The sequence below is a fragment of the Streptomyces sp. NPDC001796 genome (assembly GCF_042892355.1).
Lineage (GTDB): Bacteria > Actinomycetota > Actinomycetes > Streptomycetales > Streptomycetaceae > Streptomyces.
In genome coordinates this window covers 491,752-517,346 of sequence record NZ_JBIAUC010000003.1, presented here as the reverse complement: position 1 = coordinate 517,346, position 25,595 = coordinate 491,752, and the positions used below count along the sequence as shown (strand labels likewise).

The following is a 25,595-nucleotide window of genomic DNA, read 5'->3' as shown; positions in this document are numbered from 1 at the left end:
CGGTGTCCGCCATCGTCTTGCCCGGCCCAGGAGAACTCTCCTAGCCTCATTTTGTGCCGCTCATAAACAAATCAGTCCTGCACAAAGGCGTGCCAGGCAGCGACCTCACCCGGCTCCGGGTCGCCCTCACCGCCTTCTTCGCCCTCGACGGATTCGTCTTCGCCGGTTGGGTCGTCCGTATCCCCGACGTCAAGGAGCAGGCGGGCGCGTCGGCGAGCGCCATGGGGCTCGCGCTGCTCGGAGTGTCCGCGGGCGCGGTGATCACCATGACGCTCACCGGCCGGCTCTGCCGCCGGTTCGGCAGCCACCCGGTGACCGTCGTCTGTGCGGTCCTGCTGTCGCTGAGCGTGGCCCTGCCCCCGCTCGCCCACTCCGCACCGGCGCTCGGCGCCGTTCTGCTGGTCTTCGGGATGGCGTACGGAGGCATCAACGTCGCGTTCAACAGCGCCGCCGTCGACCTGGTGGCCGCACTGCGACGGCCGGTGATGCCCAGCTTCCATGCCGCGTTCAGCCTGGGCGGCATGGTGGGCGCCGGGCTCGGCGGGCTGGTCGCGGGATCGCTGTCGCCCACCAGGCACCTGCTCGGGCTGACCGTGACGGGCCTGCTCGTGACCGCCGCCGCCGGGCCGACGCTGCTGCGTCAGCGGCCTCCGGAACCGCCTGACAGGGCGCGGCCCGAGGACACCGCGCCGCACCGTCCCGGCACCCGCACGCGGGGCCTGGTCACCGTGTTCGGTCTGATCGCGCTGTGCACCGCCTACGGTGAGGGCGCGCTGGCGGACTGGGGCGCGCTGCACCTGGAACAGGACCTCGGCGCCCACCCCGGGGTGGCGGCGGCCGGATACTCCTGCTTCGCGCTCGCCATGACGGTGGGCCGGATCAGCGGCACCACGCTCCTGGAACGGCTCGGGCGGGTCCGTACGGTGGTGGCCGGCGGCGCCACCGCGTCGGCCGGCATGCTGCTCGGCTCGCTCGCGCCGTCGGTGTGGGCGGCCCTGCTCGGTTTCGCCGTCACCGGGCTGGGCCTCGCCAACCTCTTTCCGGTCGCCGTGGAGCGCGCCGGTGCGCTCGCGGGCCCCGGCGGAGTCGCGGTGGCCTCGACACTCGGTTACGGCGGCATGCTCCTCGGCCCGCCCGCCATCGGGTTCATGGCCGACTGGTTCTCGCTGCCCACCGCGCTCACCAGCGTGGCGGCCCTCGCGGCCGTCGCCGCCGCGATCGCCTACGGGGCGCGCCGCGCGACCGCCGGCCGCCTGTGAGCGGAAGAGGCCGTCGAGGACGGCACACAGGCCGGGGGCCCTTGGCACATGGGGCGCTCTCGCCCTGGAGCGCGCATCATCCGGCACACTGGCCCCCATGGAGACTGCCGAGTTCGTGCGAGCCGTGGACCGGGAGGGCCGGCTGCTGGCCGCTGCGGCCGAGGAGGCGGGTACCGAGGCGAAGGTGCCGACCTGCCCGGGCTGGCAGGTGCGGGATCTGCTGCGGCACACCGGCGTGGTGCACCGCTGGGCGGCGGCCTTCGTCGCCGAGGGGCACACCTCCTACCACCCGGACGGCGGGCTGCCGGACCTCGACGGGACGGAGCTGACGGCCTGGTTCCGGGAGGGGCACCGGTACCTCGTCGACACCCTCTCCACCGCCGCGCCCGACGTCCGGTGCTGGCACTTCCTGCCCGCGCCCTCGCCACTGGCCTTCTGGGCCCGGCGGCAGGCGCACGAGACGACCGTGCACCGGATCGACGCCGAGTCGGCGCGCGGCGGTACGTCCATCGCGATCGGCCGGGAGTTCGCGGTGGACGGCATCGACGAGCTGCTGCGCGGCTTCCACGCCCGTGCCAAGAGCAGGGTCCGCAGCGAGGAGCCGCGGGTGCTGCGGGTGCGGGCGACGGACGCCGACGGCGCGGTGTGGACCGTACGGCTGTCGGGCGAGCCGCCCGTGACCGAGCGGGGCGGGAGCGGCGGCGCCGACTGCGAAGTGGCCGGTCCCGCCGCGGGGTTGTATCTGTCGCTGTGGAACCGGCTGCCGTTCCGGGAGGTGACCGGTGACGCCTCCCTCGCCACGCTGTGGCGCGAGAGGTCCGCCGTCACCTGGGGCTGAGCATTTTCGTCAGCACCGCGCGCTGCACCGGCCGCACCTCGCCGTGCAGGGCGCGGCCCTTGTCGGTGAGCGTCACCCGCACACCCCGCCGGTCCTCGGCGCACAGGGCGCGCTCGACCAGACCGTCCTTCTCCAGGCGGGCGATCAACCGTGACAGCGCGCTCTGGCTGAGGTGGACCCGCTCGGAGATCTCCTGGACGCGGTAGGAGCCGTCCGCCGCCGGCCCCGGCCCGTCCGACAGCACGTCCAGCACTTCGAAGTCGCTGGCGCACAGGCCGTGCTGGTGCAGGGCGCGGTCGAGCTCGCACTGGGTGCGGGCGTGCAGCGCCAGGATGTCGCGCCACTGGTCCACCAGCGCCCGATCGGGAGTGTCCGCCTCGTCCTTGGCAGCCATGGCCGCACCGTAGCAGAGAACCGGCTTTCATGCATCTGAATTAAATGCGCTTGCATTGGATGCAGATGCATGAAAGTCTCTTGGCATGACCTCTCCGCTCACCACACCCGCGTTCGAAGGACGCTGGACCCCCCGGCTGTGGGGCACCCTGCTGGTGCTCTGCGCCGCGATGTTCCTCGACGCACTGGACGTGTCCATGGTCGGCGTCGCCCTGCCGTCCATCGGGACCGACCTCCATTTGACGACGTCGACGCTCCAGTGGATCGTCAGCGGCTACATCCTCGGCTACGGCGGGCTGCTCCTCCTCGGCGGACGCACCGCCGACCTGCTCGGCCGGCGCCAGGTCTTCCTGGTGGCGCTGGGCGTCTTCGCGCTCGCCTCGCTGCTCGGCGGGCTCGTCGACTCCGGTCCGCTGCTGATCGCCAGCCGGTTCATCAAGGGCCTGAGCGCCGCGTTCACCGCACCGGCGGGCCTGTCGATCATCACCACGACGTTCCCCGAGGGCCCGCTGCGCAACCGCGCCCTGTCGATCTACACCACCTGCGCCGCCACCGGCTTCTCCATGGGCCTGGTGCTGTCCGGCCTGCTCACCGAGGCCAGTTGGCGCCTCACCATGCTGCTGCCCGCGCCGATCGCGCTGCTCGCCCTGCTCGCGGGCCTGAGGCTGCTGCCGCGCAGCGCACGCGAGAAGGACCACAACGGCTACGACATCCCCGGCGCCGTCCTCGGCACCGCGTCGATGCTGCTGCTCGTCTTCACCGTCGTCGAGGCGCCGCACGTCGGCTGGGCCTCCGCCCGCACGCTGCTGTCCTTCCTCGCCGTCGCCGCGCTCCTGACCGTCTTCGTCCTGGTCGAGCGGCGCTCCGCGGGACCGCTCATCCGGCTCGGCGTGCTGCGCTCCGGCAACCAGGTCCGCGCCCAGCTCGGGGCGATGGCCTTCTTCGGCTCTTACGTCGGCTTCCAGTTCCTGGTCACTCTGTACATGCAGTCGCTGCTCGGCTGGTCGGCACTGCACACGGCACTCGCGTTCCTCCCGGCCGGCGCACTGGTGGCCGTGTCCTCGACGAAGGTCGGCGCGATCGTGGACCGCTTCGGCACCCAGCGGCTGATCGCGGTGGGCTTCGCCCTCATGGTCGTCGGATACGCCCTGTTCCTCCGCGTGAACCTGCACCCGGCGTACGCGGCGGCCATCCTGCCGAGCATGCTGCTCATCGGCGCGGCCTGCGCCCTGGTCTTCCCCTCGCTCAACATCCAGGCCACGAACGGCGTCGACGACCACGAACAGGGCATGGTGTCGGGCCTGCTCAACACCTCGGTCCAGGTGGGCGGCGCGATCTTCCTCGCCGTCGTGACCGCGGTGGTGACCGCCAACGCCCCCGCGCATCCCTCGGCGCAGGCCGTCCTCGACAGCTACCGGCCCGGCCTGATCGTGGTAACGGGCATCGCCCTGACAGGTCTGCTGATCACCCTCTCGGGTCTGCGCACGCGTCGGACACAGCGGTCCCTGGTGGTCGCGAAGTCCCTCCAGGAGGAGGTGAACGCGGAACCGGTGGCGGTCCGCGACTAGGGGGACGCCTCCTCGTGTGCGCCCGGCGGGGTTCCTTGCCCCGCCGGGCGCACACCTGTTTGACTCGGGACATGGAGAACCGCGGGGGGCGTTCGTCCGGGAGCGGCCGGCGTACACAGGCGCAGCGCGACGCGATCACCGTCGAGATCGGATACGCCCTGTGCAGTGCGGTGTTCGCGGCCGCCCTGGTGTTCGGGGTGGTGGCGGGGCCCGCCTTCGCCTTCGGGCTGCCGGGCGGCACGCGGCACATGCTCGTCGTCCCGGGCATCGCGGTGGCGTCCGTGCTGTTCGCCGTGCGCGTCGTCAGCGTGCTCGTCCGCTTCGGGCGCGGCGTGGGCGCTCAGCCCAGCCAGCCCGGTCGCACCAGCCCCGACTCGTAGGCCAGCACCACCAGTTGGGCCCTGTCCCGCGCACCCAGTTTGACCATGGTGCGGCTGACGTGGGTCTTCGCGGTGAGCGGGCTCACGACGAGCCGGCGGGCGATCTCCTCATTGGACAGGCCGATGCCGACCAGGGCCATCACCTCCCGTTCCCGCTCGGTGAGTTCGGCGAGCGACGCGGTGGCCGCGGGCTCCTTGGAGCGGGCCGCGAACTCGGAGATCAGCCGCCGGGTCACACTCGGAGAGAGCAGGGCGTCGCCGGCGACCACCGCCCGTACGGCGCGCAGGAGTTCCTCCGGCTCGGTGTCCTTGACGAGGAAGCCGGAGGCACCGGAGCGGATCGCCTCGAAGACGTACTCGTCGAGTTCGAAAGTGGTCAGCATGACCACCTTCACACCGTCCAGGTCCGGGTCCTGAGTGATCCGGCGGGTCGCGGCGAGCCCGTCGAGCAGCGGCATGCGGATGTCCATCAACACGACGTCTGGCCGCGCCTCGCGCACCGTGCGCAACGCCTCCTCGCCGTCGGCCGCCTCCCCGGCCACCTCGATGTCCGGCTGGGCGTCGAGCAGCGCCTTGAACCCTGCCCTGACCAAAGACTGGTCATCGGCGAGCAGTACGCGGATCAACGGTCCTCCCTGTGCGCGAGTGCCCCCTCGGTCGATGTCCGCAGCGGCAGGACGGCAAGCACCCGGAAACCGCCGTCCGCGCGTGGGCCCGCCTCGATCGTGCCACCGAGCGCGGCCGCCCGCTCCCTCATCCCGGCCAGGCCGTTCCCGCTCCCGCCCGCCTCGGCGCCCGTCACGGGGCCGTCGTCGTCGACGCGAAGGCGCAGCACGCCCTGAGCGCCGTCGATGTGCACGCGCGCGTGCCGCGACCCCGAGTGGCGTACGACGTTGGTGAGCGCCTCCTGCACGATGCGGAACGCGGCGAGATCGGTGCCCGGCGCGAGTCGCGGCGCCTCGCCGTCGACCGTCACCGTCAGCCCGGCGCCCGCGGCCTGCTCGACGAGTTCCGGCAACCGGTCCAGCCCCGGCGCGGGCGCGCGCGGCACGTCCCCGGGCGTGCGCAGGCTGTCGAGCACCTGGCGCACCTCCCCGAGCGCCTCCTTGCTGGCGGCCTTGATGGTGGTCAGCGCCGTACGCGCCTGCTCCGGGTCGGAGTCCAGCAGCGCCAGGCCGACGCCGGCCTGGACGTTGATCACCGAGATGCTGTGGGCGAGGACGTCGTGAAGCTCACGGGCGATGCGCAGCCGCTCCTCGTCGGCGCGCCGTCGCGCGGCCTGCGCCCGTTCGGCCCGCTCACGCGCCCACTGCTCGCGCCGGATGCGCACGAGTTCCGCCATCGCCACGATCGCCACCAGCCAGGCGGAGATGAGCAGTTCCTGCCCCCAGGAGGCCGCGGAGTCCCCGGGCGGCGGCAGCCATCGGTACAGCCAGTGCGCGACCAGGACGTGCCCGGCCCAGAACATCCCGGCAGCCGTCCACGCCGCGGCGCGGCGCCCGGCGGCGAGGGCGCTGAAGCAGCCGACGGCGACGGTGAAGAAGACCGGGCCGTACGGGTATCCGGCGCCCAGGTACACCATGGCCGCCGCGGCCGTCACGAAGACGACCGGCACGGGATGCCGCTGCCGCCACAGCAGCGCTCCCGAGGCGACGACGACCAGCACGTAGGCGAGGACGTCGAGGGACGCACGGTGGCCGTGCTGGTTGCGGGCGGAGAAGTGCGTGCCGACGGCCACCGAGGCGGTGAACAGCAGGGTGGAGCGCCAGGGCAGGCCGGAGCCACGCGGCTCCTGCCTCCACCACGGCGGTCCGTGCCACCGCCACGGGACGTCTGCGTACTGCTCCTCCATGCCGTTCACGCTAGACGCCCCTGACGGGGGACGGCGTCGACCGGGCGAGGTGATCACGGGTACTCCCCGGGGAGTACGCCTACGCCTACGGGAACACCGGACCCATTACGGGAATACCAGGCCCACGCCGTGCGCGAGCTGGGCCGCCGCGTGCCGGAAGAACGTCGCGCGGTCCTCCACGACGTTGTTGAACTGCCCGAACAGCTCGAACCCCACCAGTCCGTACAACTGCGCCCAGGCGGCGACCAGGGCGGCGACCGCCTCGGGCGGCAGGTCGGGCGCCAGCTCGCGCGCCATGCGCCGGGCTTCGGGCTCGAGCTCGGCGGGGATCCGGGTGCGGGCCACACCGCGCTGCCGGTACGCGTCGCGGACGATGCCGATCAGCAGGACCCCGACACGGGAGGCGGCCGGGACGGTGGCCTGGGGTGCGGAGTATCCGGGCACGGGCGAGCCGTAGATGAGCGCGTACTCGTGCGGATGCGCCAGCGCCCAGGCGCGCACGGCCTCGCACACGGCGACCCAGCGCCGAGCGGGGGCGGCGTCACCGGCCTCGGCGTCGGCTGCCTCGGCGGCCTCACCGAGGGAGTCGTAGGCGTCGATGATGAGCGCGGTGAGCAGGTCGTCGCGGCTGGGGAAGTAGCGGTACAGCGCGGAGGAGACCATGCCCAGCTCGCGGGCGACGGCGCGCAGGGAGAGCGCGGCGGCGCCTCCCGCGGCGAGCTGTCTGCGCGCCTCGTCCTTGATGGCTGCGGTTACCTCCATGCGGGCGCGAGCGCGGGCTCCTTGGGGGAAGTTCATGCTGGGCAGTGTGCCACGATTGCGGAGCAGCGCACACAAACGAGAGCAGTGCACTCTGAGGTGAGCGGCGGGCTCGGAGGGGAGCGGCGGGCTCACGTCCGGCCGAGCGGTGAGAGCGCTGCCCAAAAAACAGAGCACTGCTCTTGCTTTGGATCACCGGTCTCGAGCACACTGCTCTCAAGCGAGAGCACCGCTCACACTTCCAGGCCCCCAGGAGCCCCGTCATGTCCGACGCCCCGTCCGCGCACGTCAAGAAGCCCGGCTGGTTCACCGTCAACGTCTTCAACCGCGCCGTGGCCTGGCTGACCCGCCGCGGCATCAGCGTCTGGGGCTCCCGGGTCCTCGCGGTCCGCGGCCGCAAGACCGGCGAGTGGCGGACCACCCCCGTCAACCTGCTGACCGTGGACGGGCAGCAGTATCTTCTCGCCCCCCGCGGCCACGTCCAGTGGACCCACAACATGCGCGCCGCCGGCGGCGGCGAGCTCCGGCTCGGCAAGCACGTGGACGTCTTCACCGCCACCGAGGTCACCGACGACGACAAGGTCCCGCTGCTGCGCGCCTACCTCAAACGCTGGAAGGCCGAGGTCGGCGTGTTCTTCAACGGGGTCGGCCCCGACTCCCCCGACACCGACCTGCGCCGTATCGCCCCCGACCACCCCGTCTTCCGGATCACGGTCACGAGCTGACCTCGCCGCCCGTCGGCCCCCGGTCCAGCGCGGTCAGGGCGCGCTGGGCGATCGGGCGGTTGCGGACGATCTCTCCCAGGGACGTGGCGCCCTGCGTGATGTCCTTGAACGCGTTCCAGGCGGGCCGGAAACCGGTCAGCGCCGCGTGGAAGAGACCGGGGCGGCGTTCGAACACGCTCAGCAGCCGCTTGCCGACGCTCATCTCGACGCCGAGGCCGGCCTTGATCGCGAAGGCGTAGTTCAGGGCCTGGCGGCGCGTGTCGACCGCGTCGTGCGCCTCCGCGATCCGTACCGCCCACTCTCCCGCCAGCCGCCCCGACCGCAGCGCGAACGAGATCCCCTCCCGGGTCCACGGCTCCAGCAGCCCCGCAGCGTCCCCGCACACCAGCACCCGCCCGCGCGACAGCGGCGAGTCGTCGGCGCGGCAGCGGGTCAGATGCCCCGAGGAGACGCTCGGCCGGAAGCCGGCGAGTCCGAGCCGAGCGATGAAGTCCTCCAAGTACCGCTTGGTCGCGGCGCCTTCACCACGCGCCGAGATCACGCCCACGGTCAGCGTGTCACCCTTCGGGAAGACCCAGCCGTAGCTCCCCGGCATCGGCCCCCAGTCGATGAGGACCCGCCCTTTCCAGTCCTCGGCGACGGTCTCCGGAACCGGGATCTCCGCCTCCAGGCCGAGATCCACCTGGTCCAGCTTCACCCCGACGTGCGCTCCTATCCTGCTGGCGCTGCCGTCCGCGCCCACCACGGCCCGGGCCAGCAGCGTCTCACCACCCTGCAGGACGACGGCGACCGTGCGCCGGTCCGGCACCGCCGAGCCGTGCTGCTCGACCCGCGACACCGTGGCCCCGGTGCGCAGCTCGGCGCCCGCCTTCTGCGCGTACTCGACGAGCTGCTGGTCGAACTCCGGCCGGTTGATCAGCCCGAACAGCATCTGCTTGGAGCGGCGGGTGCGGGTGAAGCGGCCGTTGTTCGAGAAGGTGACCGCGTGCACCCGGTCGCGCAGCGGCAGCTCGAAGCCGGGCGGCAGGGCGTCCCGCGAGGGGCCGATGATGCCGCCGCCGCACGTCTTGTAGCGGGGCAGCTCGGCCTTCTCCAGCAGCAGCACGCTGCGTCCCGCGACCGCCGCCGCGTAGGCGGCCGAGGCCCCCGCGGGTCCCGCGCCCACCACGACGACGTCCCACACCCGCTGCACGCCGTCCGCCGAAGAGTTCTCGCCGCTCACGATGGTCTACTGCTCCCGATCAAGCCGCCTGCCGCATCTGTCCCCCGCATCCTACGGCCGCGTCCTCACAGACCGCTGTGGGAGGATCTGCAGCGTATGCGCCCTGCGCCGGCATGCGCGTACGCCCGAAGGACCGCCCGTACACACCCACACACGTACACACCAGAGGTACTCATCGGTACCTGAGTCGCAACCCACGAGGAGCGCTTCCATGTCGTCGAATCCGGTCGCCGAGACCGTCGCCTCGCTGATGCCCAAGGCGAAGGAGGAGCTCACCGAGCTGGTGGCCTTCAAGTCGGTGGCGGACTTCGACCAGTTCCCGAGGAGCGAGAGCGAGGGCGCCGCGCGGTGGGTCGCCGACGCGCTCACCGCCGAGGGCTTCCAGGACGTGGCGCTGCTCGACACCCCGGACGGCACGCAGTCGGTCTACGGCTACCTGCCGGGCCCCGAGGGCGCGAAGACCGTACTGCTCTACGCCCACTACGACGTACAGCCGCCGCTGGACGAGGCCGGCTGGGCCACGCCGCCGTTCGAGCTGACCGAGCGTGACGGCCGCTGGTACGGGCGCGGCACCGCCGACTGCAAGGGCGGCGTCATCATGCATCTGCTGGCACTGCGCGCGCTCAAGGCGAACGGCGGCGTGCCCGTGCACGTCAAGGTCATCGCCGAGGGTTCGGAGGAGCAGGGCACGGGCGGCCTGGAGCGGTACGCCGAGGAGCATCCCGATCTCCTCGCGGCCGACACGATCGTCATCGGCGACGCCGGCAACTTCCGCGCCGGTCTGCCGACCGTGACGACCACGCTGCGCGGTATGACGCTGGTCCGCGTCCAGATCGACACCCTCGAAGGCAACCTGCACTCCGGTCAGTTCGGCGGCGCGGCGCCCGACGCGCTGGCCGCGCTGATCCGTGTGCTGGACTCGTTGCGCGCGGAGGACGGTTCGACGACCGTGGAGGGACTCGACGGCGAGTCTGCGTGGGAGGGCCTCAGTTACGACGAGGAGCAGTTCCGCAAGGATGCCAAGGTCCTCGACGGGGTGAGGCTGATCGGTTCCGGGTCGGTCGCGGACCGCCTCTGGGCGCGCCCGGCCGTGACCGTCCTCGGCATCGACTGCCCGCCGGTCGTCGGTGCGACCCCGTCGGTGCAGGCGAGCGCGCGGGCGCTGATCAGTCTCCGGGTGCCGCCGGGCATGGACGCGGCCGAGGCGACGAAGCTGCTCCAGGCCCACCTGGAGACGCACACGCCGTGGGGTGCCCGGGTGCGGACGGAGCAGATCGGTCAGGGTCAGCCGTTCCGCGCGGACACCTCGAGCCCGGCGTACGCGGCGATGGCCGAGGCGATGGCGGTCGCGTACCCCGGTCAGGAGATGAGTTACGCGGGCCAGGGCGGCTCCATCCCGCTCTGCAACACCCTCGCGTCGCTCTACCCGGGTGCGGAGATCCTGCTGATCGGTCTGAGCGAGCCGGAGGCCCAGATCCACGCGGTCAACGAGAGTGTGTCCCCGGAGGAGTTGGAGCGGCTGTCGGTCGCGGAGGCGTTGTTCCTGCGGAACTACGCGACGAACTGAAACCGTTGGGCGGCGACGTCCACGGCGTGGTGCCCGAAGGGCGTCGGCGGGCGGTCCCGGTGCGGCGCGAGACGCCCGCCCCGTCGCACGCCGAGCGCCTCGCGGGCGTAAGCGCTCGGCAGGGGCCCCGGTCAGGAGCTCCTCTCGGTCGGTGACTTCTCCAGCGCGGTGAGCGCCGGGGCGAAGACGTTGTCCTCGCCACGTGCCTCGGCCGTCGGTTCCTCGGGAAAGTGGCAGGCCGTCAGATGTCCCTCGGGGTTGCCCATGAGGCGAACGAGCGGCGGCTCGTCGGTCGCGCACTTGTCCTGGGCCTTCCAGCAACGGGTGCGGAAGCGGCATCCCGAGGGCGGGTCGATCGGGGACGGCACGTCGCCGGCCAGGCGGATGCGCTCGCGCCGCTCGGTGCTGTGCGGATCGGAATTCTCAGAATTCCCGCCGCCGTCCGAGGGCGGACGGGTCTCGGCTCTCAGCCGAGCGGAATCCCTGCTTCGAGGTACAGCGCGGCACCGCGTTCGCGCGCCCGCAGTGCCCAGCGGAGCCGTTCGTAGCGCACGGGCGGAAGCAGATCGGCCGCCTCCTCTTCGGTGACGAACCGCCAGGCGCGCAGCTCCGGGCCGGGCAACAGGAGTCGGCCGGCTTCGGCGCTGTCGAGGCGGCCCCCGTCGAAGAGGAGGCGCAGGCCGCCGTAGCCGGGCGGCACGGGGGGTTCCCAGTCGAGGACGAGCAGCCGGGGGACCTCTTCCAGCCTGATCCCGGTCTCCTCCTCGACCTCGCGCATGCCCGCCCGGGCCGGCGCCTCGCCGGGTTCGACGACTCCGCCGGGGAACTCCCACCCGGCCTTGTAGGTGGGGTCGACGAGCAGCACGCGGTCCCGTTCGTCGAACAGAAGCACTCCGGAGGCAACGGTCTCGGAGGTCGGCTCGGGTGTCTGCACGATCTCGCAGGCGGATGCCTGGCCGGTCCGGACGGCCTCGGCGATCCGCAGGGCGGCCTCGTGCGGGGTGAGGGCGCTGGTGTCGACGGGATGCGCGTCGGCGGCGAGCCAGGCGGCGAGGGCGGTGCGATAGGGCTCGATGTGGTCGTACGACCACTGGCGGATTCGCATCTCCCCGTCGGGGAGGTCGGGCGGGACCTCCCGGTCGGCTATGCGCTGACGCAGGATCGTTTCGGCCGGAGCGAGGAGGACATGGCGTACGGGGATGCGCCGGGCGGCGAGGCCGCCGAAGATCTCGTCACGGTACTCCTGGCGCAGCAGGGTCATCGGTACCACGAGGACGCCGTCGAGCTCGGCGAGCATCGCGGCCGCGGTGTCGATCACGAGCCGTCGCCAGATCGGCAGGTCCTGGAAGTCGCCGACCTCGGCGAGGTGTTTCGGCGGCAGCAGATGGGTGACCATTGCGCCGATGACCTCGGGGTCGAAGAGCGTGCTGTTCGGGATCAGTTCGATCAGTTCCCGTGCGGTGGTCGTCTTCCCCGCACCGAACGCACCGTTGATCCAGACGACGGTCACGGTTCCCCCTCTTCTGTTGGCCCCCTGGGGCTTGCCCGCTCCACCCTGCCACGGAAACCCGGCGCTGATGAGGGCGCCTCGGCGTGGCCGAGGTCACCACCGCCGCGGCCGCCGGGCTCCGCACACCGCGGCGCCGGGCCCCCACCGTCCAGGGGCTCCGGCGCCGCGACGTCGACTCCCCCTCAGCCGTCGTGTCCCAGGGCGTCGTCGTCCACCGCCAGGCTGTCCTGGCCGAGGGTGTGGTCGACGGCGCCGAGGGTGTCCTTGACGTTCAGATCGCCGAGCCTGTCGTGGTCGGCGGCATGGGAGGGGCTGACGGCGGCCACGACGAATCCGGTGGCGAGGGAGGCGATGGCGAGCATGCTGCGCTTTTTCATGCCCTGTTCAACTGCCGAAGGACGCCGGAGTCACGCAACCGACCCCGGCAGGGCTCTCCGGCTTCACACCCCGGCAGCCGTGGCGTCCGTGCCCTTCGACAGAGCCGCGGCGGCCGCGCCCACCAGGCCCGCGTCCGTGCCCATCAGCGCCGGCGCCACCGTCAGGCGCTGGACGAAGGACAGCGTGGCGTAGTCGGTCAGGGCCTTGCGCAGGGGGGCGAACAGGAGGTCGCCGGCCCCGGCCACTCCCCCGCCGATGACCGCGATGTCGATCTCGACCAGCGTCGCGGTCGCGGCGATCCCCGCGGCCAGCGCCTGGGCGGCCCGCTCGAAGGACGCCACGGCCACGGGGTCACCCGCACGGGCGGCCTCGGCCACCGCGGCGGCCGAGGTGTCCCCGTCGGGCCCCGGCCGCCAGCCGCCCTCCAGGGCGCGGCGCGCGATGTTCGGCCCGCTGGCGATGCGCTCCACGCAGCCGCGCGAGCCGCACGGGCACGGATCGCCGTCCAGGTCCACGCTGATGTGCCCGATGTGGCCGGCGTTCCCCGTCGGGCCGGGGTGCAGCCGCCCGCCCAGGACCAGACCGCCGCCCACCCCCGTCGACACCACCATGCACAGCGCGTTGTCATGCCCGCGAGCCGCGCCCTGCCAGTGCTCGGCGGCGGTGATGGCCACGCCGTCGCCGATCAGCTCGACGGGCAGGCCGCCCGTCGCCGACCGGACCCGCTCCACCAGCGGATAGCCGCGCCACCCCGGTACGTTGACCGGGCTCACCGTGCCCGCGGAGGCGTCCACCGGCCCCGCGCTGCCGATGCCGACGGCACGCGCCCGCCCCCACAGCGGGGAGCCCGCCAGCTCCCGTATGACGTCCTCGACGACCCCCATCACGGTGTCGCCGTCCTCCTGCGCGGGCGTCGCGCGCTGCGCGCGCAGGAGGATCCGGCCGTGGCCGTCCACCAGCGCTCCGGCGATCTTGGTGCCGCCGATGTCGAGCGCGGCCACGAGGTCGGTGTGCATCAGTGTCAGATCTCCCAATGCGTGAGTGGTGTCGGCCCCGGCGTACGGCGTGCGGTCGCCGCCGCGGGGTCCGGGCGCCGGGCACGAGCGGGCAGGGAGCGCCCTGGGGAAGGCCGGGGCCGGAGAGTGCGGTGGACAGTCTCTCCCGCATCTGACAACGTTGTCCAGGTTCTATGCTCGACGCCACATCCTCATACAACCCCATGGAATCCCGGTAGAGCCCGGGACCGACGCATCTTCCGTGGACTACAGACAGGACAGCGCATCGTGCCCGAGACCGCCCGTCGCACCGGCCGCCCCGCAGACCGCCACGCCGGGACCCGCTACGGCAACCGTCCGACCATGAAGGACGTCGCGGCACGCGCAGGGGTGGGTCTGAAGACGGTGTCGCGTGTGGTCAACGGCGAGCCGGGGGTCACCCCCGACACCGAGCGCCGGGTCCAGGAGGCGATAGAGGCGCTGGGGTTCAGGCGCAACGACAGCGCGCGGGTGCTGCGCAAGGGCCGCACCGCGAGCATAGGCCTGGTCCTGGAGGATCTAGCGGACCCCTTCTACGGGCCGCTGAGCCGCGCCGTCGAGGAGGTCGCCCGGGCGCACGGGGCCCTGCTGATCAACGGCTCCAGCGCGGAGGACCCGGACCGGGAGCAGGAGTTGGTGCTGGCGCTGTGCGCACGCCGCGTGGACGGGCTGGTCATCATCCCGGCGGGTGACGACCACCGCTATCTGGAGCCGGAGATCAGGGCGGGCGTCGCCACGGTGTTCGTGGACCGCCCCGCGGGGAGGATCGACGCCGACGTGGTGCTGTCCGACAGCTTCGGCGGCGCCCGGGACGGAGTCGCCCACCTCATCGCGCACGGCCATCGCCGGATCGGCTTCATCGGCGACATGCCGCGCATCCACACCGCGGCCGAGCGGCTGCGCGGCTACCGGGCCGCCATGGAGGACGCGGGCATACCCGTGGAGGACTCCTGGATGTCCCTCGGCGTCACCGATCCCGAGCGGGTGCGCCGGGCCGCCGAGGCGATGCTCGAAGGGCCCGCCCCCGTCACCGCGATCTTCACGGGCAACAACCGCGTGACCGTCACCGTCATCCGTGTCCTGGCCGCACACAGCCGTCCGGTCGCCCTGGTCGGCTTCGACGACATCGAGCTGGCCGACCTGCTCCAGCCCGGCGTCACGGTCGTCGCGCAGGACTCCGCCGCCCTCGGCAGCACGGCCGCCGAGCGCCTGTTCCGCCAGCTCGACGGCACGCTCATCACCCCGGAACGCATCGAGCTTCCCACCCGGCTGATCACCAGGGGCTCGGGCGAACTGCCGCCCGCCGACTGAGGTTCCGCCCGGGACGGCGACCGCATGCCAGTGCAAAAGCCACAGCGCCCGTCACTGCGCCGAGGCAGTGAGGTCCCCTCGCCTCGACGCCGCGAAGCCCTCCAGGCCGGCCCGGGTCAGGCCGGTGGCCCGCGTGACCTCCCCCATGTCCAGAGCGCCGCAGTCCAGCCCCCGCAGCAGATAGCCGCTCAGCGCCTTGGCCGTGGCCGGTTCGTCCAGGACGTCGCCGGCGGTGCGGTCGGCGTAGCGGGCGAGACGTGCCGCGGCCTGCTGGAAGCCCTCCCGGTAGAAGGCGAAGACGGCCGCGTACCGGGTGGGAAGGTGACCCGGATGCATGTCCCAGCCCTGGTAGTAGGCACGGGCCAGCGCCCGCCGGGTGAGCCTGTAGTGCAGCCGCCAGGCGTCGTGGACCTGCTCGGTCGGGCCGACGGGCAGGACGTTCGTGGAGCCGTCCGACACGCGGACGCCGGTGCCCGCCGCCGCCACCTGCATGACCGCCTTGGCGTGGTCGGCGGCCGGGTGGTCGCTCGCCTGGTGGGCGGCGGACACACCGAGGCAGGCGCTGTAGTCGAAGGTGCCGTAGTGGAGTCCGGTGGCGCGGCCGTCGGCGGCGTGGATCATGCGGGCGACGGTGGCGGTGCCGTCGGCGGCGAGGACGGCCTGGCTGGTCTCGATCTGGATCTCGAAGCCGAGGCGCCCCGCATCGAGCCCGTGCGCCTTCTCGAACGCCTCCAGCAGCCGCACCATGGCGGTGACCTGCTCCGGGTAGGTCACCTTCGGCAGCGTCAGCACGAGCCCGTCCGGCAGCCCGCCGGCCTCGACCAGTCCGGTGAGGAAGATGTCGAGCGTGCGGATGCCCCGGTCGCGTACCGGCGCCTCCATGCACTTCATGCGGATGCCCATGTACGGGGCCGCGGTGCCCTCCCGGTACGCCCGGGCGACCAGCCGTGCCGCGCGGGCGGCCGCCTGGTCCTCCTCGGCGTCGGGGCGCGGCCCGTACCCGTCCTCGAAGTCGACGCGCAGGTCTTCGATCGGCTCGCGCTCGAGTTTGGCGCGGACGCGGTCGTGGACCGGCTCGGCGAGTTCGTCGCCGAGACCGAGGATGGAGGCGAACGAGGCGGCGTCCGGGGCGTGTTCGTCGAGGGCGGCGAGGGCCTTCTCGCCCCAGGAGCGCACGGTGTCGGCGGCGAAGACGTCACCGGGGACGTAGACCGTGTGGACGGGCTGGCGGGTGCCGGGGTCGCCCGGGTAGCGGCGGGCCAACTCGGCGTCCACCGGGGCGAGGGAGGCACTGATCTCCTCGCCGACGGCACGCGCGAGGCTCGTCGACACCCGCTCCTGCCGGCCCTGGACCATTCCACACCCCTTCCGCTTTCCACTCCACGGAATCAACAATCCGTAGAGCGAAGCTATCCATGGCTCTTGCCGCCGGTCAACACCGTCTCGTGCACCAACTGCCCCTCACCGGCAACCCGGGGACGACGAAGGCCCCCGCGACCGCCCCGGTGCGGTCGCGGGGGCCTCCCAGCCCTGGAGTCGCTCAGCCCTTGCGGGCCTTGATCTGCTCGGTGAGCTGCGGGACGACCTCGAACAGGTCGCCGACCACGCCGTAGTCGACCAGGTCGAAGATCGGGGCCTCGGCGTCCTTGTTGATCGCCACGATGGTCTTCGAGGTCTGCATACCGGCGCGGTGCTGGATCGCGCCGGAGATGCCGGTGGCGATGTACAGCTGCGGCGAGACGCTCTTGCCGGTCTGGCCGACCTGGTTGGTGTGCGGGTACCAGCCGGCGTCGACGGCGGCACGCGAGGCGCCGACGGCCGCGCCCAGGGAGTCGGCGAGGGTCTCGATGAGCGCGAAGTTCTCCGCACCGCCCACACCACGGCCGCCGGAGACCACGATCGCGGCCTCGGTCAGCTCCGGACGGCCCGTGGACTCACGCGGCGTACGGCCGGTGATCTTCGTGCCGGTCGCCTTCTCGGAGAAGGTCACCGACAGGGCCTCGACCGTGCCCGCGGCCGGGGCGGCCTCCACGGCGGCCGAGTTCGGCTTCACGGTGATGACCGGGGTGCCCTTGCTGACACGGGACTTGGTGGTGAAGGAGGCGGCGAACACCGACTGGGTGGCCACCGGGCCCTCGTCGCCGGCCTCGAGGTCGACGGCGTCGGTGATGATGCCCGAGCCGATGCGCAGCGCCAGACGCGCGGCGATCTCCTTGCCCTCCGCGGAGGACGGGACCAGCACGGCGGCCGGGGACACCAGCTCGTGGGCGGCCTGCAGGGCGTCCACCTTCGGCACGACCAGGTACTCGGCGTACTCGGATGCATCGTGCGTGAGGACCTTGACCGCGCCGTGCTCGGCGAGCGCGGCGGCGGTGTTCTCGGCGCCGGGGCCGAGGGCGACGGCGACCGGCTCGCCGATGCGGCGGGCCAGCGTCAGCAGCTCCAGCGTGGGCTTGCGGACGGCACCGTCCACGTGGTCGACGTAGACGAGAACTTCAGCCATGGGAACGGATCTCCTTGCGGATTGCGAAGTCTGCGGGACGGTAAGGGAGTCGATCCCTTAGATGAACTTCTGGCTCGCGAGGAACTCAGCGAGCTGCTTGCCGCCCTCGCCCTCGTCCTTGACGATCGTGCCCGCGCTGCGCGCCGGGCGCTCGGCCGCGGCCTCGACCGTGGTGTAGGCACCCTCGAGACCGACCTCCTCGGCCTCGATGTCCAGGTCGGACAGGTCCCAGGACTCCACCGGCTTCTTCTTGGCCGCCATGATGCCCTTGAAGGACGGGTAGCGGGCCTCGCCCGACTGGTCGGTCACCGAGACCACCGCCGGAAGAGACGCCTGGAGCTGCTCGGAGGCGGCGTCGCCGTCCCGGCGGCCCTTGACCGTGCCGTCCTCGACCGAGACCTCGGACAGCAGGGTCACCTGCGGCACGCCCAGACGCTCGGCCAGCAGCGCGGGGACGACACCCATGGTGCCGTCGGTGGAGGCCATGCCGGAGATCACCAGGTCGTAGCCGGCCTTCTCGATCGCCTTGGCCAGCACCAGAGAGGTGCCGATGGCGTCCGTGCCGTGCAGGTCGTCGTCCTCCACGTGGATCGCCTTGTCGGCGCCCATCGACAGCGCCTTGCGCAGCGCGTCCTTGGCGTCCTCCGGGCCCACCGTCAGGACGGTGACCTCGGCGTCGTCCGCGTTCTCCGCGATCTGCAGCGCCTGCTCGACCGCGTACTCGTCGAGCTCGGAGAGCAGACCGTCCACGTCGTCCCGGTCGACGGTCAGGTCATCGGCGAAGTGCCGGTCGCCAGTGGCGTCGGGCACGTACTTCACAGTGACAACGATCCTCAAGCTCACGCCGGCTCTCCTACTGCATCGTCATTTCTGGGCTGCCTTCTTGCAGGCAGCATAGGCGCCTGAAGCGGCCGATCCCGGTCGGGGCGACCCCACGCTCCGAACGAAATATTACTCACCAGTACATCGAGTGAATGCCCGCTAAGCAAGCGCTTTGAACTGTGACCTTGACAACGCTGTGTAACCGGCCGGGCGGGCGACTCGGCCACCGGGTCCGCCGAGGGCGACTCAGTCGCGGAGGCCGTTGAACCGGCCCTGGTGGTACAGGAGGGGGCGTCCGGCACCCGAGGGGTCGCCGAGGACGACCTCGGCGAGGACGATGCGATGGTCCCCGGCGGGCACCCGGGCCACCACGCGGCAGACCAGCCAGGCGAGGACGTCGTCCAGAAGGGGCACCCCCTCGGGGCCCTCGCGCCAGCTGGTCGGTGGCCCGAACCGGTCGGCGCCGCTCGTGGCGAAGGTGCCGGCCAGGTCCTCCTGGTGCTCGCCGAGTATGTGCACGCCGACGTGCTCGGCCTCCGAGACGACGGGCCAACTGGAGGAGCCCACGCCGATGCCGAAGGAGACGAGCGGGGGCTCGGCGGAGACGGAGGTGAGGGAAGTGGCGGTGAAGCCGACCGGCCTGCCGCCGCCCAGCGCGGTGATCACGGCGACTCCGGCGGCGTGCCGCCGGAAGACGGAGCGGAGCAGGTCCGGGGAGGCGAGCCGATGGGTGACGAGGTCGGGCGTGGCCCTCATGCGATGGTCCTTCTGGGAGAGGTGACCTGGGGTCCGTGGGTGCTCAGCACGCCGGACAGCAGGCACTCGCGGTGCGGGCCAGATCCACGTGGACACGCTCGAAGAGAAGGAGTTCCGGGGGCATACGGTCAGGCTGACGATAGGTGGTACGCGCAGTCAAGTGCGTCCCGGCATCCGGGAGGCACGTCACCGTCGTGGACACAACCGTCAAACCGCCTCCCCCAGCGCCGCGATGACGTCGGCCTTGCGGGGCTGGCCGGTGGCTCGCCGCACGACCCGTCCGCCGGCGTCGAGGATCAGGACGGTGGGCGTCTTGAGGATGTCGAGTTCGCGCACGAGGTCGAGGTGCGCCTCGGCGTCGATCTCGATGTGGTTCACGCCCGGAACCATGCCGGCCACCTCGCCGAGGACCCGCCTCGTGGCCCGGCAGGGAGCGCAGAAGGCGCTGGAGAACTGGACGAGCGTCGCCCGCTCGCCGAGCCCTTGGCCCAACTCGGCCGCGCCGAGCCGCTTTCCCTCGTCCCGCCCGCGCACTCTCACCCTCCCGCTCCGTCGCCGGTGCAGCACTCCGTACGCGCTCGCCAGCGCGAGCACGGCCACGCACACCACAATTCCCGTCATCGTCTGCTCCAGCGTTCACCAGACCGCAAAGATTCCCGGCTCCCCGATCCGATTGTCGTGCGGAATGCTTGATTCATGGACATTGATGTGAGGGGCCCGCGCTTCGGGGCGGCCGTGACGACCGTTGTGCTGGCCGTGGTCCTGGTCACCGGCAGCGCCTGGCTGCTGGCCTGGCAGTTGCTGGCCTTCGCGCTGGGCGCGGCCGGTGGCGTGACGCGTTCACCGTACGGATGGCTGTTCCGGAGAGTCGTACGCCCGCGGCTCGGGCCACCGACGGAGTTCGAGGCGCCCCAGCCGCCGCAGTTCGCCCAGGCGGTCGGGCTCGTCTTCGCCGTCGTGGGGCTGGTCGGCTACACCGCGGGGCCGCTGTGGCTGGGGCTGGCGGCCACCGGGGCCGCGCTCGCCGCCGCCTTCCTCAACGCCGCGTTCGGCTACTGCCTGGGGTGCGAGGCGTATCTGCTCATCCGGCGCGTGGCGGTCCGCGCGGACTGACCGGGCATCAGACCCGGGTGGTGCGAACGGCTGACGTGACGAGGATCTCGCCGTACACGGGCACCAGGGCTGGCCCTGCGTCCGTTCTTCAGGCACGATCTGCGGCAAGCCGTTAAACCTACGGCTGCGTAACTTCCCGCTGGGAGTCCCTTCCCAGGCAAAGAGAAGGGTCCGTCCCCATCCATGGCTGAGCTCGTCTATCGTCCCGTCATCGGTCTCGCCCGCACGATGTTCAAGGCGTGGGACCTGAAGATCGACTGCGAGGGTTCGGAGAACATCCCCCGCTCCGGCGGTGCGGTGCTGGTGAGCAACCACATCAGCTATCTGGACTTCGTCTTCAACGGCCTGGCCGCGCTGCCGCAGAAGCGCCTGGTGCGCTTCATGGCCAAGGAGTCCGTCTTCCGGCACCGCATCTCCGGCCCGCTGATGCGCGCCATGAAGCACATCCCGGTGGACCGCAAGCAGGGCGAGGCGGCGTACGCGCACGCGCTGGACTCACTGAGGTCGGGCGAGGTGGTGGGAGTCTTTCCCGAGGCGACCATCTCCCAGTCGTTCACCCTGAAGAGCTTCAAGTCCGGTGCGGTGCGCCTGGCCCAGGAGGCGGGCGTCCCGCTGGTCCCGATGGCCCTGTGGGGCACCCAGCGGCTGTGGACCAAGGGCCACCCGCGCAACTTCAAGCGCAGCCACACCCCGATCACGATCCGGGTCGGCGAGGCGATCGAGGCCCCCCGTGAGACATACGCGGGCGTCGTGACCCGTCAGCTGCGCGAGCGGGTCCAGGAGTTGCTGGAGGCTGCGCAGCGCGCCTACCCGGGTCGGCCCAAGGGCCAGGAGGACGCCTGGTGGATGCCGGCCCATCTCGGTGGCACCGCGCCGACCCCCGAGGCGCTGCGCGCCGCCGGGGTGCACTGAGGCCCGTCAGGCAGGGGCGTGCAGGGTGACCCGCGCTCCCGGGCTGAACTTTTCGAGCAGTTCCGCCAGTTCGGCGCCGGCCTGCTCGACGTCGGCCACCGGCATCGGCTCCAGGCTCTCCAGCAGGAAGAGCGCCGAGGTGGACTCCTCGGTGAGCCGGGTGCGCGGACCCTGGCGCCAGTTCCAGCGGCGGCAGGTCACGCCGGCCTCGTCGCGCCAGACCACCTCGCCGGCGTCCGGATGCTCCAAGGTCTCCTCGCCCGCCGCGACGGTCACGAACTCCTCGTCCCCCTTGGCCCGTACGAGGTGCATGGCGCCCTGGATGCGGTCGATGTCCTCGCCGCCGACCGGGATGAGATGCGCGACGCTGATGGCGTTGTAGAGGTCGACGAGCAGGTTGATCCTGGGCAGACCGGCGTCCGACAGGGCCCGCTTGGCGAGCGCCTCGGCGGAGTTGCGCGTGCGGGACGGCTTGGCGCCGAAGGCCGTGTACACCGCGCGCCAGGCCGCCATGTGCGGGTCCTCGTGCGGGGCGCGTCCGTCCAGGCGGGTGGCGAGCCGGCGGGCGGCGTCGTCGAGCAGGGTGGACGTGGCCTCGGTGCTGGGCCCGCTCACGAGACCATGGGCCTCGATCGCGAGATGCGTGAAGCCGGGCGCGAGGGCACGCACCTCGTCGGACACGGTCAGGGTGGGAGTCATCGCCTGCCTCAGAGTGCGGTGGGGAGCGTCTTCCAGAGGGCCGGCCGGTCGGGTGCGGCTCTGAGAGCCGTCACGACCGTCGGGTGAGGTACAGCATACAGGACTAGGTAGTCCACCTCACTGGACTGCGCGTCGGGCGTCCAGGCGAGGCGCTCGCCGTCGAGGGAGAACCGGGCGTCGACGCCCGGTTTGTTGCCACGGGGGTCCTGGCGGTGCCAGGCGCCGTTGAACCGCACGGCGACCAGGCCGTGCACGGCGTGACCGCCGCCGTCGTGCGCCAGCCGCTGGTAGCACAGGGCCGTCGGAATGTCCTCGGCCCGCAGCAGCGCGGCCAGGGCGTGGGCTTTCGCGTAGCAGATACCGGTGCGCTGCTCCAGCACGTCGGAGGCCCGCCAGGTGACCCGCAGGTCACCGCTGTCGGCGGAGTGCGGAATGGCGTCACGGACGTATTCGTAGGCCGCTTGCGCATAGGCATACGAGTCCTGCACTTCTTTCGCAAGGCGCGCAGCGGTTTCCCGCACCAGGGGATGGTCATGGTCGATGACCTCGTCGGCAGCCAAGTATGCAGACAGGTCGGGCGTTTCCTGGATCAGCTCCATGCCCGCAGAGCATAGGAATGCGGCCACCCGAGAGTCAATGACTTTTCGAGTGGCCGCATAACTATGCAGTCTGACGTGCTGACCGGTGCCGACGGCGGCTAGCGCGCCATCTCTTCCTTCAAGGCCGCCACGAACCGGTCCACGTCGTCCTCGGTCGTGTCGAAGGAGCACATCCAGCGGACGTCGCCCGCGGCCTCGTTCCAGAAGTAGAAGCGGAAGCGCTTCTGCAGGCGCTCGCTCACATCGTGCGGCAGCCGCGCGAAGAGGGCGTTGGCCTGGACCGGGTGGAGGATCTCCACTCCGTGGACCGCGCGCACCCCCTCCGCGAGGCGCTGGGCCATCTCGTTGGCGTGGCGGGCGTTGCGCAGCCAGAGGTCCTTGGCGAGCAGGGCCTCCAACTGCACCGACACGAAGCGCATCTTGGAGGCGAGCTGCATGGACAGCTTGCGCAGGTGCTTCATGCGGCGGACGGCGTCCTGGTTGATGACGACCACGGCCTCGCCGAACATCGCGCCGTTCTTCGTCCCGCCCAGGGACAGGATGTCCACTCCGGCCGCGTTGGTGAACGTGCGCATCGGCACGTCCAGGGAGGCGGCCGCGTTGGCTATGCGGGAGCCGTCCAGGTGCACCTTCATACCGTGCGCGTGGGCGTGCTCGCAGATCGCGCGGATCTCGTCGGGCGTGTAGAGGGTGCCCAGTTCGGTGCTCTGGGTGATCGAGACCACCTGCGGCATCGCACGGTGCTCGTCCTCCCAGCCGTACGCCTGCCGGTCGATCAGCTCGGGTGTGAGCTTGCCGTCCGGGGTCGGCACGGTGAGCAGCTTGAGGCCGCCCACACGCTCCGGCGCCCCGCACTCGTCGACGTTGATGTGGGCGGACTCCGCGCAGATCACCGCGCCCCAGCGATCGGTGACCGCCTGGAGCGCGACGACGTTGGCGCCGGTGCCGTTGAAGACCGGGAAAGCCTCGGCCGTGGCACCGAAGTGGCTGCGGATGATCCGCTGGAGGTTCTCGGTGTACGCGTCCTCGCCGTACGCGACCTGGTGCCCGCCGTTGGCCAGGGCCAGGGCGGCGAGCACCTCCGGGTGGGCCCCGGCGTAGTTGTCGCTGGCGAAACCGCGGACCTCCGGGTCGTGATGACGGCGCGCGTCGGTCTTGGGAGGGTTCACGGCTTCTCGGTCAGCCACAGACGGGTTCCGTTCACTTCGGTGGCGGACTTCTCCCAGACGCCGACGATGGCCTCGGCCAGGTCCTTGACGTCGGTGAAGCCCGCGAACTTCGCGTTGGGGCGTTCGGCGCGCATCGCGTCGTGCACCAGTGCCTTCACCACCAGGATGGCAGCCGCCGACGTCAGCTCGCCCTCACCCTTCGCTTTGTTGAAGGCGTCGGCCATGGCGAGCGTCCAGGCCTCGGCGGCGGCCTTCGCGGCGGCGTAGGAGGCGTTGCCCGCGGTGGGCTTGCTCGCGCCTGCGGCGCTGATCAGGACGTACCGGCCGCGGTCGCTGCGCTGCAAAGCGTCGAAGAAGGCGAGCGAGGTGTGCTGCACCGTACGGATGAGCAGCAGTTCGAGCAGATCCCAGTCGTCGAGCTTGGTCCTGCTGAAGGTCTCGCTGCCGCGCCAGCCGCCGACGAGGTGCACCACACCGTCGACCCGGCCGAAGTCCTTCTCGACGTGGGCAGCCCAGTCGCGGGTGGACTGCAGGTCGAGCAGGTCCACCGTGTCCCCGGTGACGGTGGCGCCGCCGTACGCGTAGCGGGCCGCGTCCACGGCTTCCGCGAGCCGCTCCGGGTCGTTGTCCGAGCCGACGACGGTGGCCCCCGCCTCGGCGAGCCGGAGCAGCGCCGCCCGGCCGGCCGGTCCGCCCGCGCCGGCCACTGCGATCACCGCACCGGTCAGTGGCCCGTTCCCGTTCCGCATCTTCGCCTCCTGCCGCGCGGCCGTACCGGTTCCAAGGGCGCTCACGCGGCGATCCGCTCGGCCGCCTGAGCCGTGATGCCCTTGGTCGAGGCGATCACGTTCTTCAGCTTCTTCTGCAACGCCTCATAGAACATGCTCAGCGGAAACTCGTCCGGAAGCACGTCGTCCACGAGCTTACGCGGCGGCTGCGACAGATCGAGGGCTTCGGGGCCCTTGGCCCACTTGGAGCCCGGGTGCGGGGCGAGGTAGGTGGAGACCAGCTCGTATCCGGCGAGCCAGTGCACGAGCTTGGGGCGGTCGATGCCGTCCTTGTACAGCTTCTCGATCTCGGCGCACAGCTGGTTGGTGACCTGCGGGGCGCGCTCCCAGTCGATGGACAGCCTGTTGTCGGTCCAGCGGACGACGTCGTGCTTGTGCAGGTAGGCGAAGAGCAGCTGCCCACCGAGGCCGTCGTAGTTGCGCACGCGCTCGCCGGTGACCGGGAAGCGGAACATACGGTCGAACAGCACCGCGTACTGCACGTCCCGGGCCTGCGGCACACCGTCGGCCTGGAGCTTCACGGCCTCCTTGAAGGCGGTGAGGTCACAGCGCAGCTCCTCGAGGCCGTACATCCAGAACGGCTGGCGCTGCTTGATCATGAACGGGTCGAACGGCAGGTCGCCGTGGCTGTGGGTGCGGTCGTGGACCATGTCCCAGAGCACGAAGGCCTCTTCGCAGCGCTTCTGGTCGTGGACCATCGCGGCGATGTCCTCCGGCAGCTCGAGGCCCAGGATGTCGACGGCGGCCGCGGTCACGCGACGGAAGCGGGCGGCCTCGCGGTCGCAGAAGATACCGCCCCAGGAGAACCGCTCCGGCGCCTCGCGCACGGCGATGGTCTCCGGGAACAGGACGGCGGAGTTGGTGTCGTAGCCCGCCGTGAAGTCCTCGAACTTGATCCCGCAGAACAGCGGGTTGTCGTAGCGCGTGCGCTCAAGCTCGGCCAGCCAGTCGGGCCAGACCATGCGCAGCACGACGGCTTCGAGGTTGCGGTCCGGGTTGCCGTTCTGCGTGTACATCGGGAAGACGACCAGGTGCTGGAGGCCGTCCTCGCGCCTGGCGGCAGGCTGGAAGGCCAGCAGCGAGTCCAGGAAGTCGGGCACTCGGAAGCCCTCGTCGGCCCACCGGTGCAGGTCCTTCACGAGCGCCTCGTGGTAGGCGGCGTCGTGCGGCAGCAGCGGGGAGAGCTCCTCCACGGCCTGCGCCGCACGGCGCACGGCGGCCTCCGCCTCCGCGCGCTCCGGTGCGCCCTCGGCGTCGAAGTCGATCGAACCGTCCTTGGCCTGCCATGGCCGGATCTGCTCCACGACATCCTTGAGCACGGGCCAAGCCGGATGGTCCACCACCCTGTCCTGCGGAGGAACCCGCTCCTCCGAACCCACCTGCACAAGAATTTCCGTCATGACCCATCCTTCACGGGAGAACCTCGCGTAAGCACACC

27 protein-coding genes and 1 pseudogene are annotated in these 25,595 nt (G+C 71.6%); 9 read left to right on the top strand and 19 right to left on the bottom strand.

Annotated elements, in window-relative coordinates:
• The first annotated feature begins 89 nt into the window (after positions 1 to 89).
• Positions 90 to 1,259 carry an MFS transporter gene (locus ACFYZE_RS09125; protein ID WP_388990388.1) on the top strand — a complete coding sequence of 390 codons (1,170 nt, stop codon included), beginning with the start codon at positions 90 to 92 and terminating at the stop codon, positions 1,257 to 1,259.
• Between the two features lie 97 nt (positions 1,260 to 1,356).
• Positions 1,357 to 2,097 carry a maleylpyruvate isomerase family mycothiol-dependent enzyme gene (locus ACFYZE_RS09120; RefSeq protein WP_388990387.1) on the top strand — a complete coding sequence of 247 codons (741 nt, stop codon included), beginning with the start codon at positions 1,357 to 1,359 and terminating at the stop codon, positions 2,095 to 2,097.
• Here the strand turns inward: ACFYZE_RS09120 and ACFYZE_RS09115 are convergent.
• A complete protein-coding gene (locus tag ACFYZE_RS09115) occupies positions 2,084 to 2,491 on the bottom strand; it encodes a MarR family winged helix-turn-helix transcriptional regulator (RefSeq protein WP_388990385.1) in 408 nt (135 codons plus the stop codon). The two genes, ACFYZE_RS09120 and ACFYZE_RS09115, sit on opposite strands and share 14 nt — an antisense overlap.
• A gap of 85 nt (positions 2,492 to 2,576) precedes the next feature.
• Between ACFYZE_RS09115 and ACFYZE_RS09110 the strand changes: the two genes are divergently transcribed.
• Both ACFYZE_RS09110 and ACFYZE_RS09105 read left to right on the top strand, forming a co-directional pair.
• Positions 2,577 to 4,058 carry an MFS transporter gene (locus ACFYZE_RS09110; RefSeq protein ID WP_388990383.1) on the top strand — a complete coding sequence of 494 codons (1,482 nt, stop codon included), beginning with the start codon at positions 2,577 to 2,579 and terminating at the stop codon, positions 4,056 to 4,058.
• Positions 4,059 to 4,129: 71 nt separating this feature from the next.
• Positions 4,130 to 4,438 (top strand): DUF6332 family protein, encoded by a 309-nt coding sequence (locus tag ACFYZE_RS09105; protein ID WP_388990381.1) that lies wholly within the window; start codon positions 4,130 to 4,132, stop codon positions 4,436 to 4,438.
• Here the strand turns inward: ACFYZE_RS09105 and ACFYZE_RS09100 are convergent.
• From ACFYZE_RS09100 to ACFYZE_RS09090, 3 genes are all read right to left on the bottom strand, one after another.
• Positions 4,399 to 5,064 carry a response regulator gene (locus ACFYZE_RS09100; RefSeq protein WP_388990379.1) on the bottom strand — a complete coding sequence of 222 codons (666 nt, stop codon included), beginning with the start codon at positions 5,062 to 5,064 and terminating at the stop codon, positions 4,399 to 4,401. The genes ACFYZE_RS09105 and ACFYZE_RS09100 overlap by 40 nt on opposite strands.
• Positions 5,061 to 6,290 carry a sensor histidine kinase gene (locus tag ACFYZE_RS09095; RefSeq protein ID WP_388990377.1) on the bottom strand — a complete coding sequence of 410 codons (1,230 nt, stop codon included), beginning with the start codon at positions 6,288 to 6,290 and terminating at the stop codon, positions 5,061 to 5,063. Before ACFYZE_RS09095 ends, ACFYZE_RS09100 begins: the two co-directional genes overlap by 4 nt.
• A gap of 105 nt (positions 6,291 to 6,395) precedes the next feature.
• Positions 6,396 to 7,088, bottom strand: coding sequence for a TetR/AcrR family transcriptional regulator (locus ACFYZE_RS09090; RefSeq protein WP_388990376.1), 693 nt, complete (start codon positions 7,086 to 7,088; stop codon positions 6,396 to 6,398).
• 224 nt (positions 7,089 to 7,312) lie between these two features.
• Between ACFYZE_RS09090 and ACFYZE_RS09085 the strand changes: the two genes are divergently transcribed.
• Positions 7,313 to 7,774: a nitroreductase family deazaflavin-dependent oxidoreductase gene (locus ACFYZE_RS09085; protein ID WP_388990374.1), complete on the top strand. Its 462-nt coding sequence runs from the start codon at positions 7,313 to 7,315 to the stop codon at positions 7,772 to 7,774.
• Here the strand turns inward: ACFYZE_RS09085 and ACFYZE_RS09080 are convergent.
• The gene (locus tag ACFYZE_RS09080; protein ID WP_388990372.1) at positions 7,764 to 8,996 is read right to left on the bottom strand and encodes a geranylgeranyl reductase family protein; all 1,233 of its coding nucleotides are present in this window, start codon (positions 8,994 to 8,996) and stop codon (positions 7,764 to 7,766) included. The two genes, ACFYZE_RS09085 and ACFYZE_RS09080, sit on opposite strands and share 11 nt — an antisense overlap.
• A gap of 211 nt (positions 8,997 to 9,207) precedes the next feature.
• Between ACFYZE_RS09080 and ACFYZE_RS09075 the strand changes: the two genes are divergently transcribed.
• Positions 9,208 to 10,563 (top strand): dipeptidase, encoded by a 1,356-nt coding sequence (locus ACFYZE_RS09075; RefSeq protein ID WP_388990370.1) that lies wholly within the window; start codon positions 9,208 to 9,210, stop codon positions 10,561 to 10,563.
• 131 nt (positions 10,564 to 10,694) lie between these two features.
• Here the strand turns inward: ACFYZE_RS09075 and ACFYZE_RS09070 are convergent.
• The 4 genes and pseudogenes from ACFYZE_RS09070 to ACFYZE_RS09055 form a co-directional block, all read right to left on the bottom strand.
• Positions 10,695 to 10,967: pseudogene (locus ACFYZE_RS09070) on the bottom strand (oligopeptide/dipeptide ABC transporter ATP-binding protein); the annotation flags it as partial.
• A 62-nt stretch (positions 10,968 to 11,029) separates the two neighbouring features.
• Entirely contained in the window at positions 11,030 to 12,073 is a 1,044-nt protein-coding gene (locus ACFYZE_RS09065) for an NUDIX domain-containing protein (protein WP_388990368.1), read from the bottom strand.
• A gap of 182 nt (positions 12,074 to 12,255) precedes the next feature.
• The gene (locus ACFYZE_RS09060; RefSeq protein ID WP_388990366.1) at positions 12,256 to 12,450 is read right to left on the bottom strand and encodes a hypothetical protein; all 195 of its coding nucleotides are present in this window, start codon (positions 12,448 to 12,450) and stop codon (positions 12,256 to 12,258) included.
• A gap of 63 nt (positions 12,451 to 12,513) precedes the next feature.
• The gene (locus ACFYZE_RS09055; protein ID WP_388990364.1) at positions 12,514 to 13,467 is read right to left on the bottom strand and encodes an ROK family protein; all 954 of its coding nucleotides are present in this window, start codon (positions 13,465 to 13,467) and stop codon (positions 12,514 to 12,516) included.
• Between the two features lie 267 nt (positions 13,468 to 13,734).
• Between ACFYZE_RS09055 and ACFYZE_RS09050 the strand changes: the two genes are divergently transcribed.
• On the top strand, positions 13,735 to 14,796 hold the full coding sequence (locus ACFYZE_RS09050; protein WP_388990362.1) for a LacI family DNA-binding transcriptional regulator: 1,062 nt from the start codon (positions 13,735 to 13,737) through the stop codon (positions 14,794 to 14,796).
• Between the two features lie 51 nt (positions 14,797 to 14,847).
• Here the strand turns inward: ACFYZE_RS09050 and ACFYZE_RS09045 are convergent, their stop codons facing one another.
• The 5 genes from ACFYZE_RS09045 to ACFYZE_RS09025 form a co-directional block, all read right to left on the bottom strand.
• Positions 14,848 to 16,152: a DUF6986 family protein gene (locus tag ACFYZE_RS09045; protein ID WP_388990360.1), complete on the bottom strand. Its 1,305-nt coding sequence runs from the start codon at positions 16,150 to 16,152 to the stop codon at positions 14,848 to 14,850.
• 184 nt (positions 16,153 to 16,336) lie between these two features.
• Complete coding sequence (locus ACFYZE_RS09040; RefSeq protein ID WP_388990358.1) at positions 16,337 to 17,299, bottom strand: electron transfer flavoprotein subunit alpha/FixB family protein; 963 nt, start codon at positions 17,297 to 17,299, stop codon at positions 16,337 to 16,339.
• 57 nt (positions 17,300 to 17,356) lie between these two features.
• A complete protein-coding gene (locus ACFYZE_RS09035) occupies positions 17,357 to 18,142 on the bottom strand; it encodes an electron transfer flavoprotein subunit beta/FixA family protein (RefSeq protein WP_388990356.1) in 786 nt (261 codons plus the stop codon).
• A 225-nt stretch (positions 18,143 to 18,367) separates the two neighbouring features.
• Positions 18,368 to 18,877: a flavin reductase family protein gene (locus ACFYZE_RS09030; RefSeq protein ID WP_388990354.1), complete on the bottom strand. Its 510-nt coding sequence runs from the start codon at positions 18,875 to 18,877 to the stop codon at positions 18,368 to 18,370.
• Between the two features lie 207 nt (positions 18,878 to 19,084).
• Positions 19,085 to 19,498 carry a thioredoxin family protein gene (locus ACFYZE_RS09025; protein WP_388990352.1) on the bottom strand — a complete coding sequence of 138 codons (414 nt, stop codon included), beginning with the start codon at positions 19,496 to 19,498 and terminating at the stop codon, positions 19,085 to 19,087.
• A 75-nt stretch (positions 19,499 to 19,573) separates the two neighbouring features.
• On the opposite strand from ACFYZE_RS09025, the gene ACFYZE_RS09020 reads away from it, so the two are divergent.
• On the top strand, positions 19,574 to 19,990 hold the full coding sequence (locus ACFYZE_RS09020) for a DUF4395 domain-containing protein (RefSeq protein WP_388990350.1): 417 nt from the start codon (positions 19,574 to 19,576) through the stop codon (positions 19,988 to 19,990).
• A gap of 183 nt (positions 19,991 to 20,173) precedes the next feature.
• Complete coding sequence (locus ACFYZE_RS09015; RefSeq protein ID WP_388990348.1) at positions 20,174 to 20,902, top strand: lysophospholipid acyltransferase family protein; 729 nt, start codon at positions 20,174 to 20,176, stop codon at positions 20,900 to 20,902.
• Between the two features lie 6 nt (positions 20,903 to 20,908).
• Here the strand turns inward: ACFYZE_RS09015 and ACFYZE_RS09010 are convergent, their stop codons facing one another.
• From ACFYZE_RS09010 to ACFYZE_RS08990, 5 genes are all read right to left on the bottom strand, one after another.
• A complete protein-coding gene (locus ACFYZE_RS09010) occupies positions 20,909 to 21,601 on the bottom strand; it encodes a B3/4 domain-containing protein (protein ID WP_388990346.1) in 693 nt (230 codons plus the stop codon).
• A gap of 8 nt (positions 21,602 to 21,609) precedes the next feature.
• Positions 21,610 to 22,200, bottom strand: a complete 591-nt coding sequence (locus ACFYZE_RS09005) for a transglutaminase domain-containing protein (RefSeq protein ID WP_388990344.1) — start codon at positions 22,198 to 22,200, stop codon at positions 21,610 to 21,612.
• A 98-nt stretch (positions 22,201 to 22,298) separates the two neighbouring features.
• Positions 22,299 to 23,369 carry a threonine aldolase family protein gene (locus ACFYZE_RS09000; protein ID WP_388990342.1) on the bottom strand — a complete coding sequence of 357 codons (1,071 nt, stop codon included), beginning with the start codon at positions 23,367 to 23,369 and terminating at the stop codon, positions 22,299 to 22,301.
• Positions 23,366 to 24,118 carry an SDR family NAD(P)-dependent oxidoreductase gene (locus ACFYZE_RS08995; RefSeq protein ID WP_388990593.1) on the bottom strand — a complete coding sequence of 251 codons (753 nt, stop codon included), beginning with the start codon at positions 24,116 to 24,118 and terminating at the stop codon, positions 23,366 to 23,368. The genes ACFYZE_RS09000 and ACFYZE_RS08995 overlap by 4 nt, the downstream gene beginning before the upstream one ends.
• A 41-nt stretch (positions 24,119 to 24,159) precedes the next feature.
• Positions 24,160 to 25,557: a DUF6421 family protein gene (locus ACFYZE_RS08990; RefSeq protein WP_388990340.1), complete on the bottom strand. Its 1,398-nt coding sequence runs from the start codon at positions 25,555 to 25,557 to the stop codon at positions 24,160 to 24,162.
• Positions 25,558 to 25,595: the final 38 nt, after the last annotated feature.

Excerpts from the sequence above, each read along its gene's own strand:
- ACFYZE_RS09120 (WP_388990387.1), top strand. The coding sequence starts at position 1,357 with ATGGAGACTGCCGAGTTCGTGCGAGCCGTGGACCGGGAGGGCCGGCTG.
- ACFYZE_RS09040 (WP_388990358.1), bottom strand. The coding sequence starts at position 17,299 with ATGGCTGAAGTTCTCGTCTACGTCGACCACGTGGACGGTGCCGTCCGC.
- ACFYZE_RS09060 (WP_388990366.1), bottom strand. The coding sequence starts at position 12,450 with ATGAAAAAGCGCAGCATGCTCGCCATCGCCTCCCTCGCCACCGGATTC.
- ACFYZE_RS09115 (WP_388990385.1), bottom strand. The coding sequence starts at position 2,491 with ATGGCTGCCAAGGACGAGGCGGACACTCCCGATCGGGCGCTGGTGGAC.
- ACFYZE_RS08995 (WP_388990593.1), bottom strand. The coding sequence starts at position 24,118 with ATGCGGAACGGGAACGGGCCACTGACCGGTGCGGTGATCGCAGTGGCC.
- ACFYZE_RS09030 (WP_388990354.1), bottom strand. The coding sequence starts at position 18,877 with ATGAGGGCCACGCCCGACCTCGTCACCCATCGGCTCGCCTCCCCGGAC.
- ACFYZE_RS09085 (WP_388990374.1), top strand. The coding sequence starts at position 7,313 with ATGTCCGACGCCCCGTCCGCGCACGTCAAGAAGCCCGGCTGGTTCACC.
- ACFYZE_RS09105 (WP_388990381.1), top strand. The coding sequence starts at position 4,130 with ATGGAGAACCGCGGGGGGCGTTCGTCCGGGAGCGGCCGGCGTACACAG.
- ACFYZE_RS09095 (WP_388990377.1), bottom strand. The coding sequence starts at position 6,290 with ATGGAGGAGCAGTACGCAGACGTCCCGTGGCGGTGGCACGGACCGCCG.
- ACFYZE_RS09045 (WP_388990360.1), bottom strand. The coding sequence starts at position 16,152 with ATGGTCCAGGGCCGGCAGGAGCGGGTGTCGACGAGCCTCGCGCGTGCC.
- ACFYZE_RS09090 (WP_388990376.1), bottom strand. The coding sequence starts at position 7,088 with ATGAACTTCCCCCAAGGAGCCCGCGCTCGCGCCCGCATGGAGGTAACC.
- ACFYZE_RS09055 (WP_388990364.1), bottom strand. The coding sequence starts at position 13,467 with ATGCACACCGACCTCGTGGCCGCGCTCGACATCGGCGGCACCAAGATC.
- ACFYZE_RS09015 (WP_388990348.1), top strand. The coding sequence starts at position 20,174 with ATGGCTGAGCTCGTCTATCGTCCCGTCATCGGTCTCGCCCGCACGATG.
- ACFYZE_RS09075 (WP_388990370.1), top strand. The coding sequence starts at position 9,208 with ATGTCGTCGAATCCGGTCGCCGAGACCGTCGCCTCGCTGATGCCCAAG.
- ACFYZE_RS09110 (WP_388990383.1), top strand. The coding sequence starts at position 2,577 with ATGACCTCTCCGCTCACCACACCCGCGTTCGAAGGACGCTGGACCCCC.
- ACFYZE_RS09020 (WP_388990350.1), top strand. The coding sequence starts at position 19,574 with ATGGACATTGATGTGAGGGGCCCGCGCTTCGGGGCGGCCGTGACGACC.
- ACFYZE_RS09005 (WP_388990344.1), bottom strand. The coding sequence starts at position 22,200 with ATGGAGCTGATCCAGGAAACGCCCGACCTGTCTGCATACTTGGCTGCC.
- ACFYZE_RS09025 (WP_388990352.1), bottom strand. The coding sequence starts at position 19,498 with ATGACGGGAATTGTGGTGTGCGTGGCCGTGCTCGCGCTGGCGAGCGCG.
- ACFYZE_RS09010 (WP_388990346.1), bottom strand. The coding sequence starts at position 21,601 with ATGACTCCCACCCTGACCGTGTCCGACGAGGTGCGTGCCCTCGCGCCC.
- ACFYZE_RS08990 (WP_388990340.1), bottom strand. The coding sequence starts at position 25,557 with ATGACGGAAATTCTTGTGCAGGTGGGTTCGGAGGAGCGGGTTCCTCCG.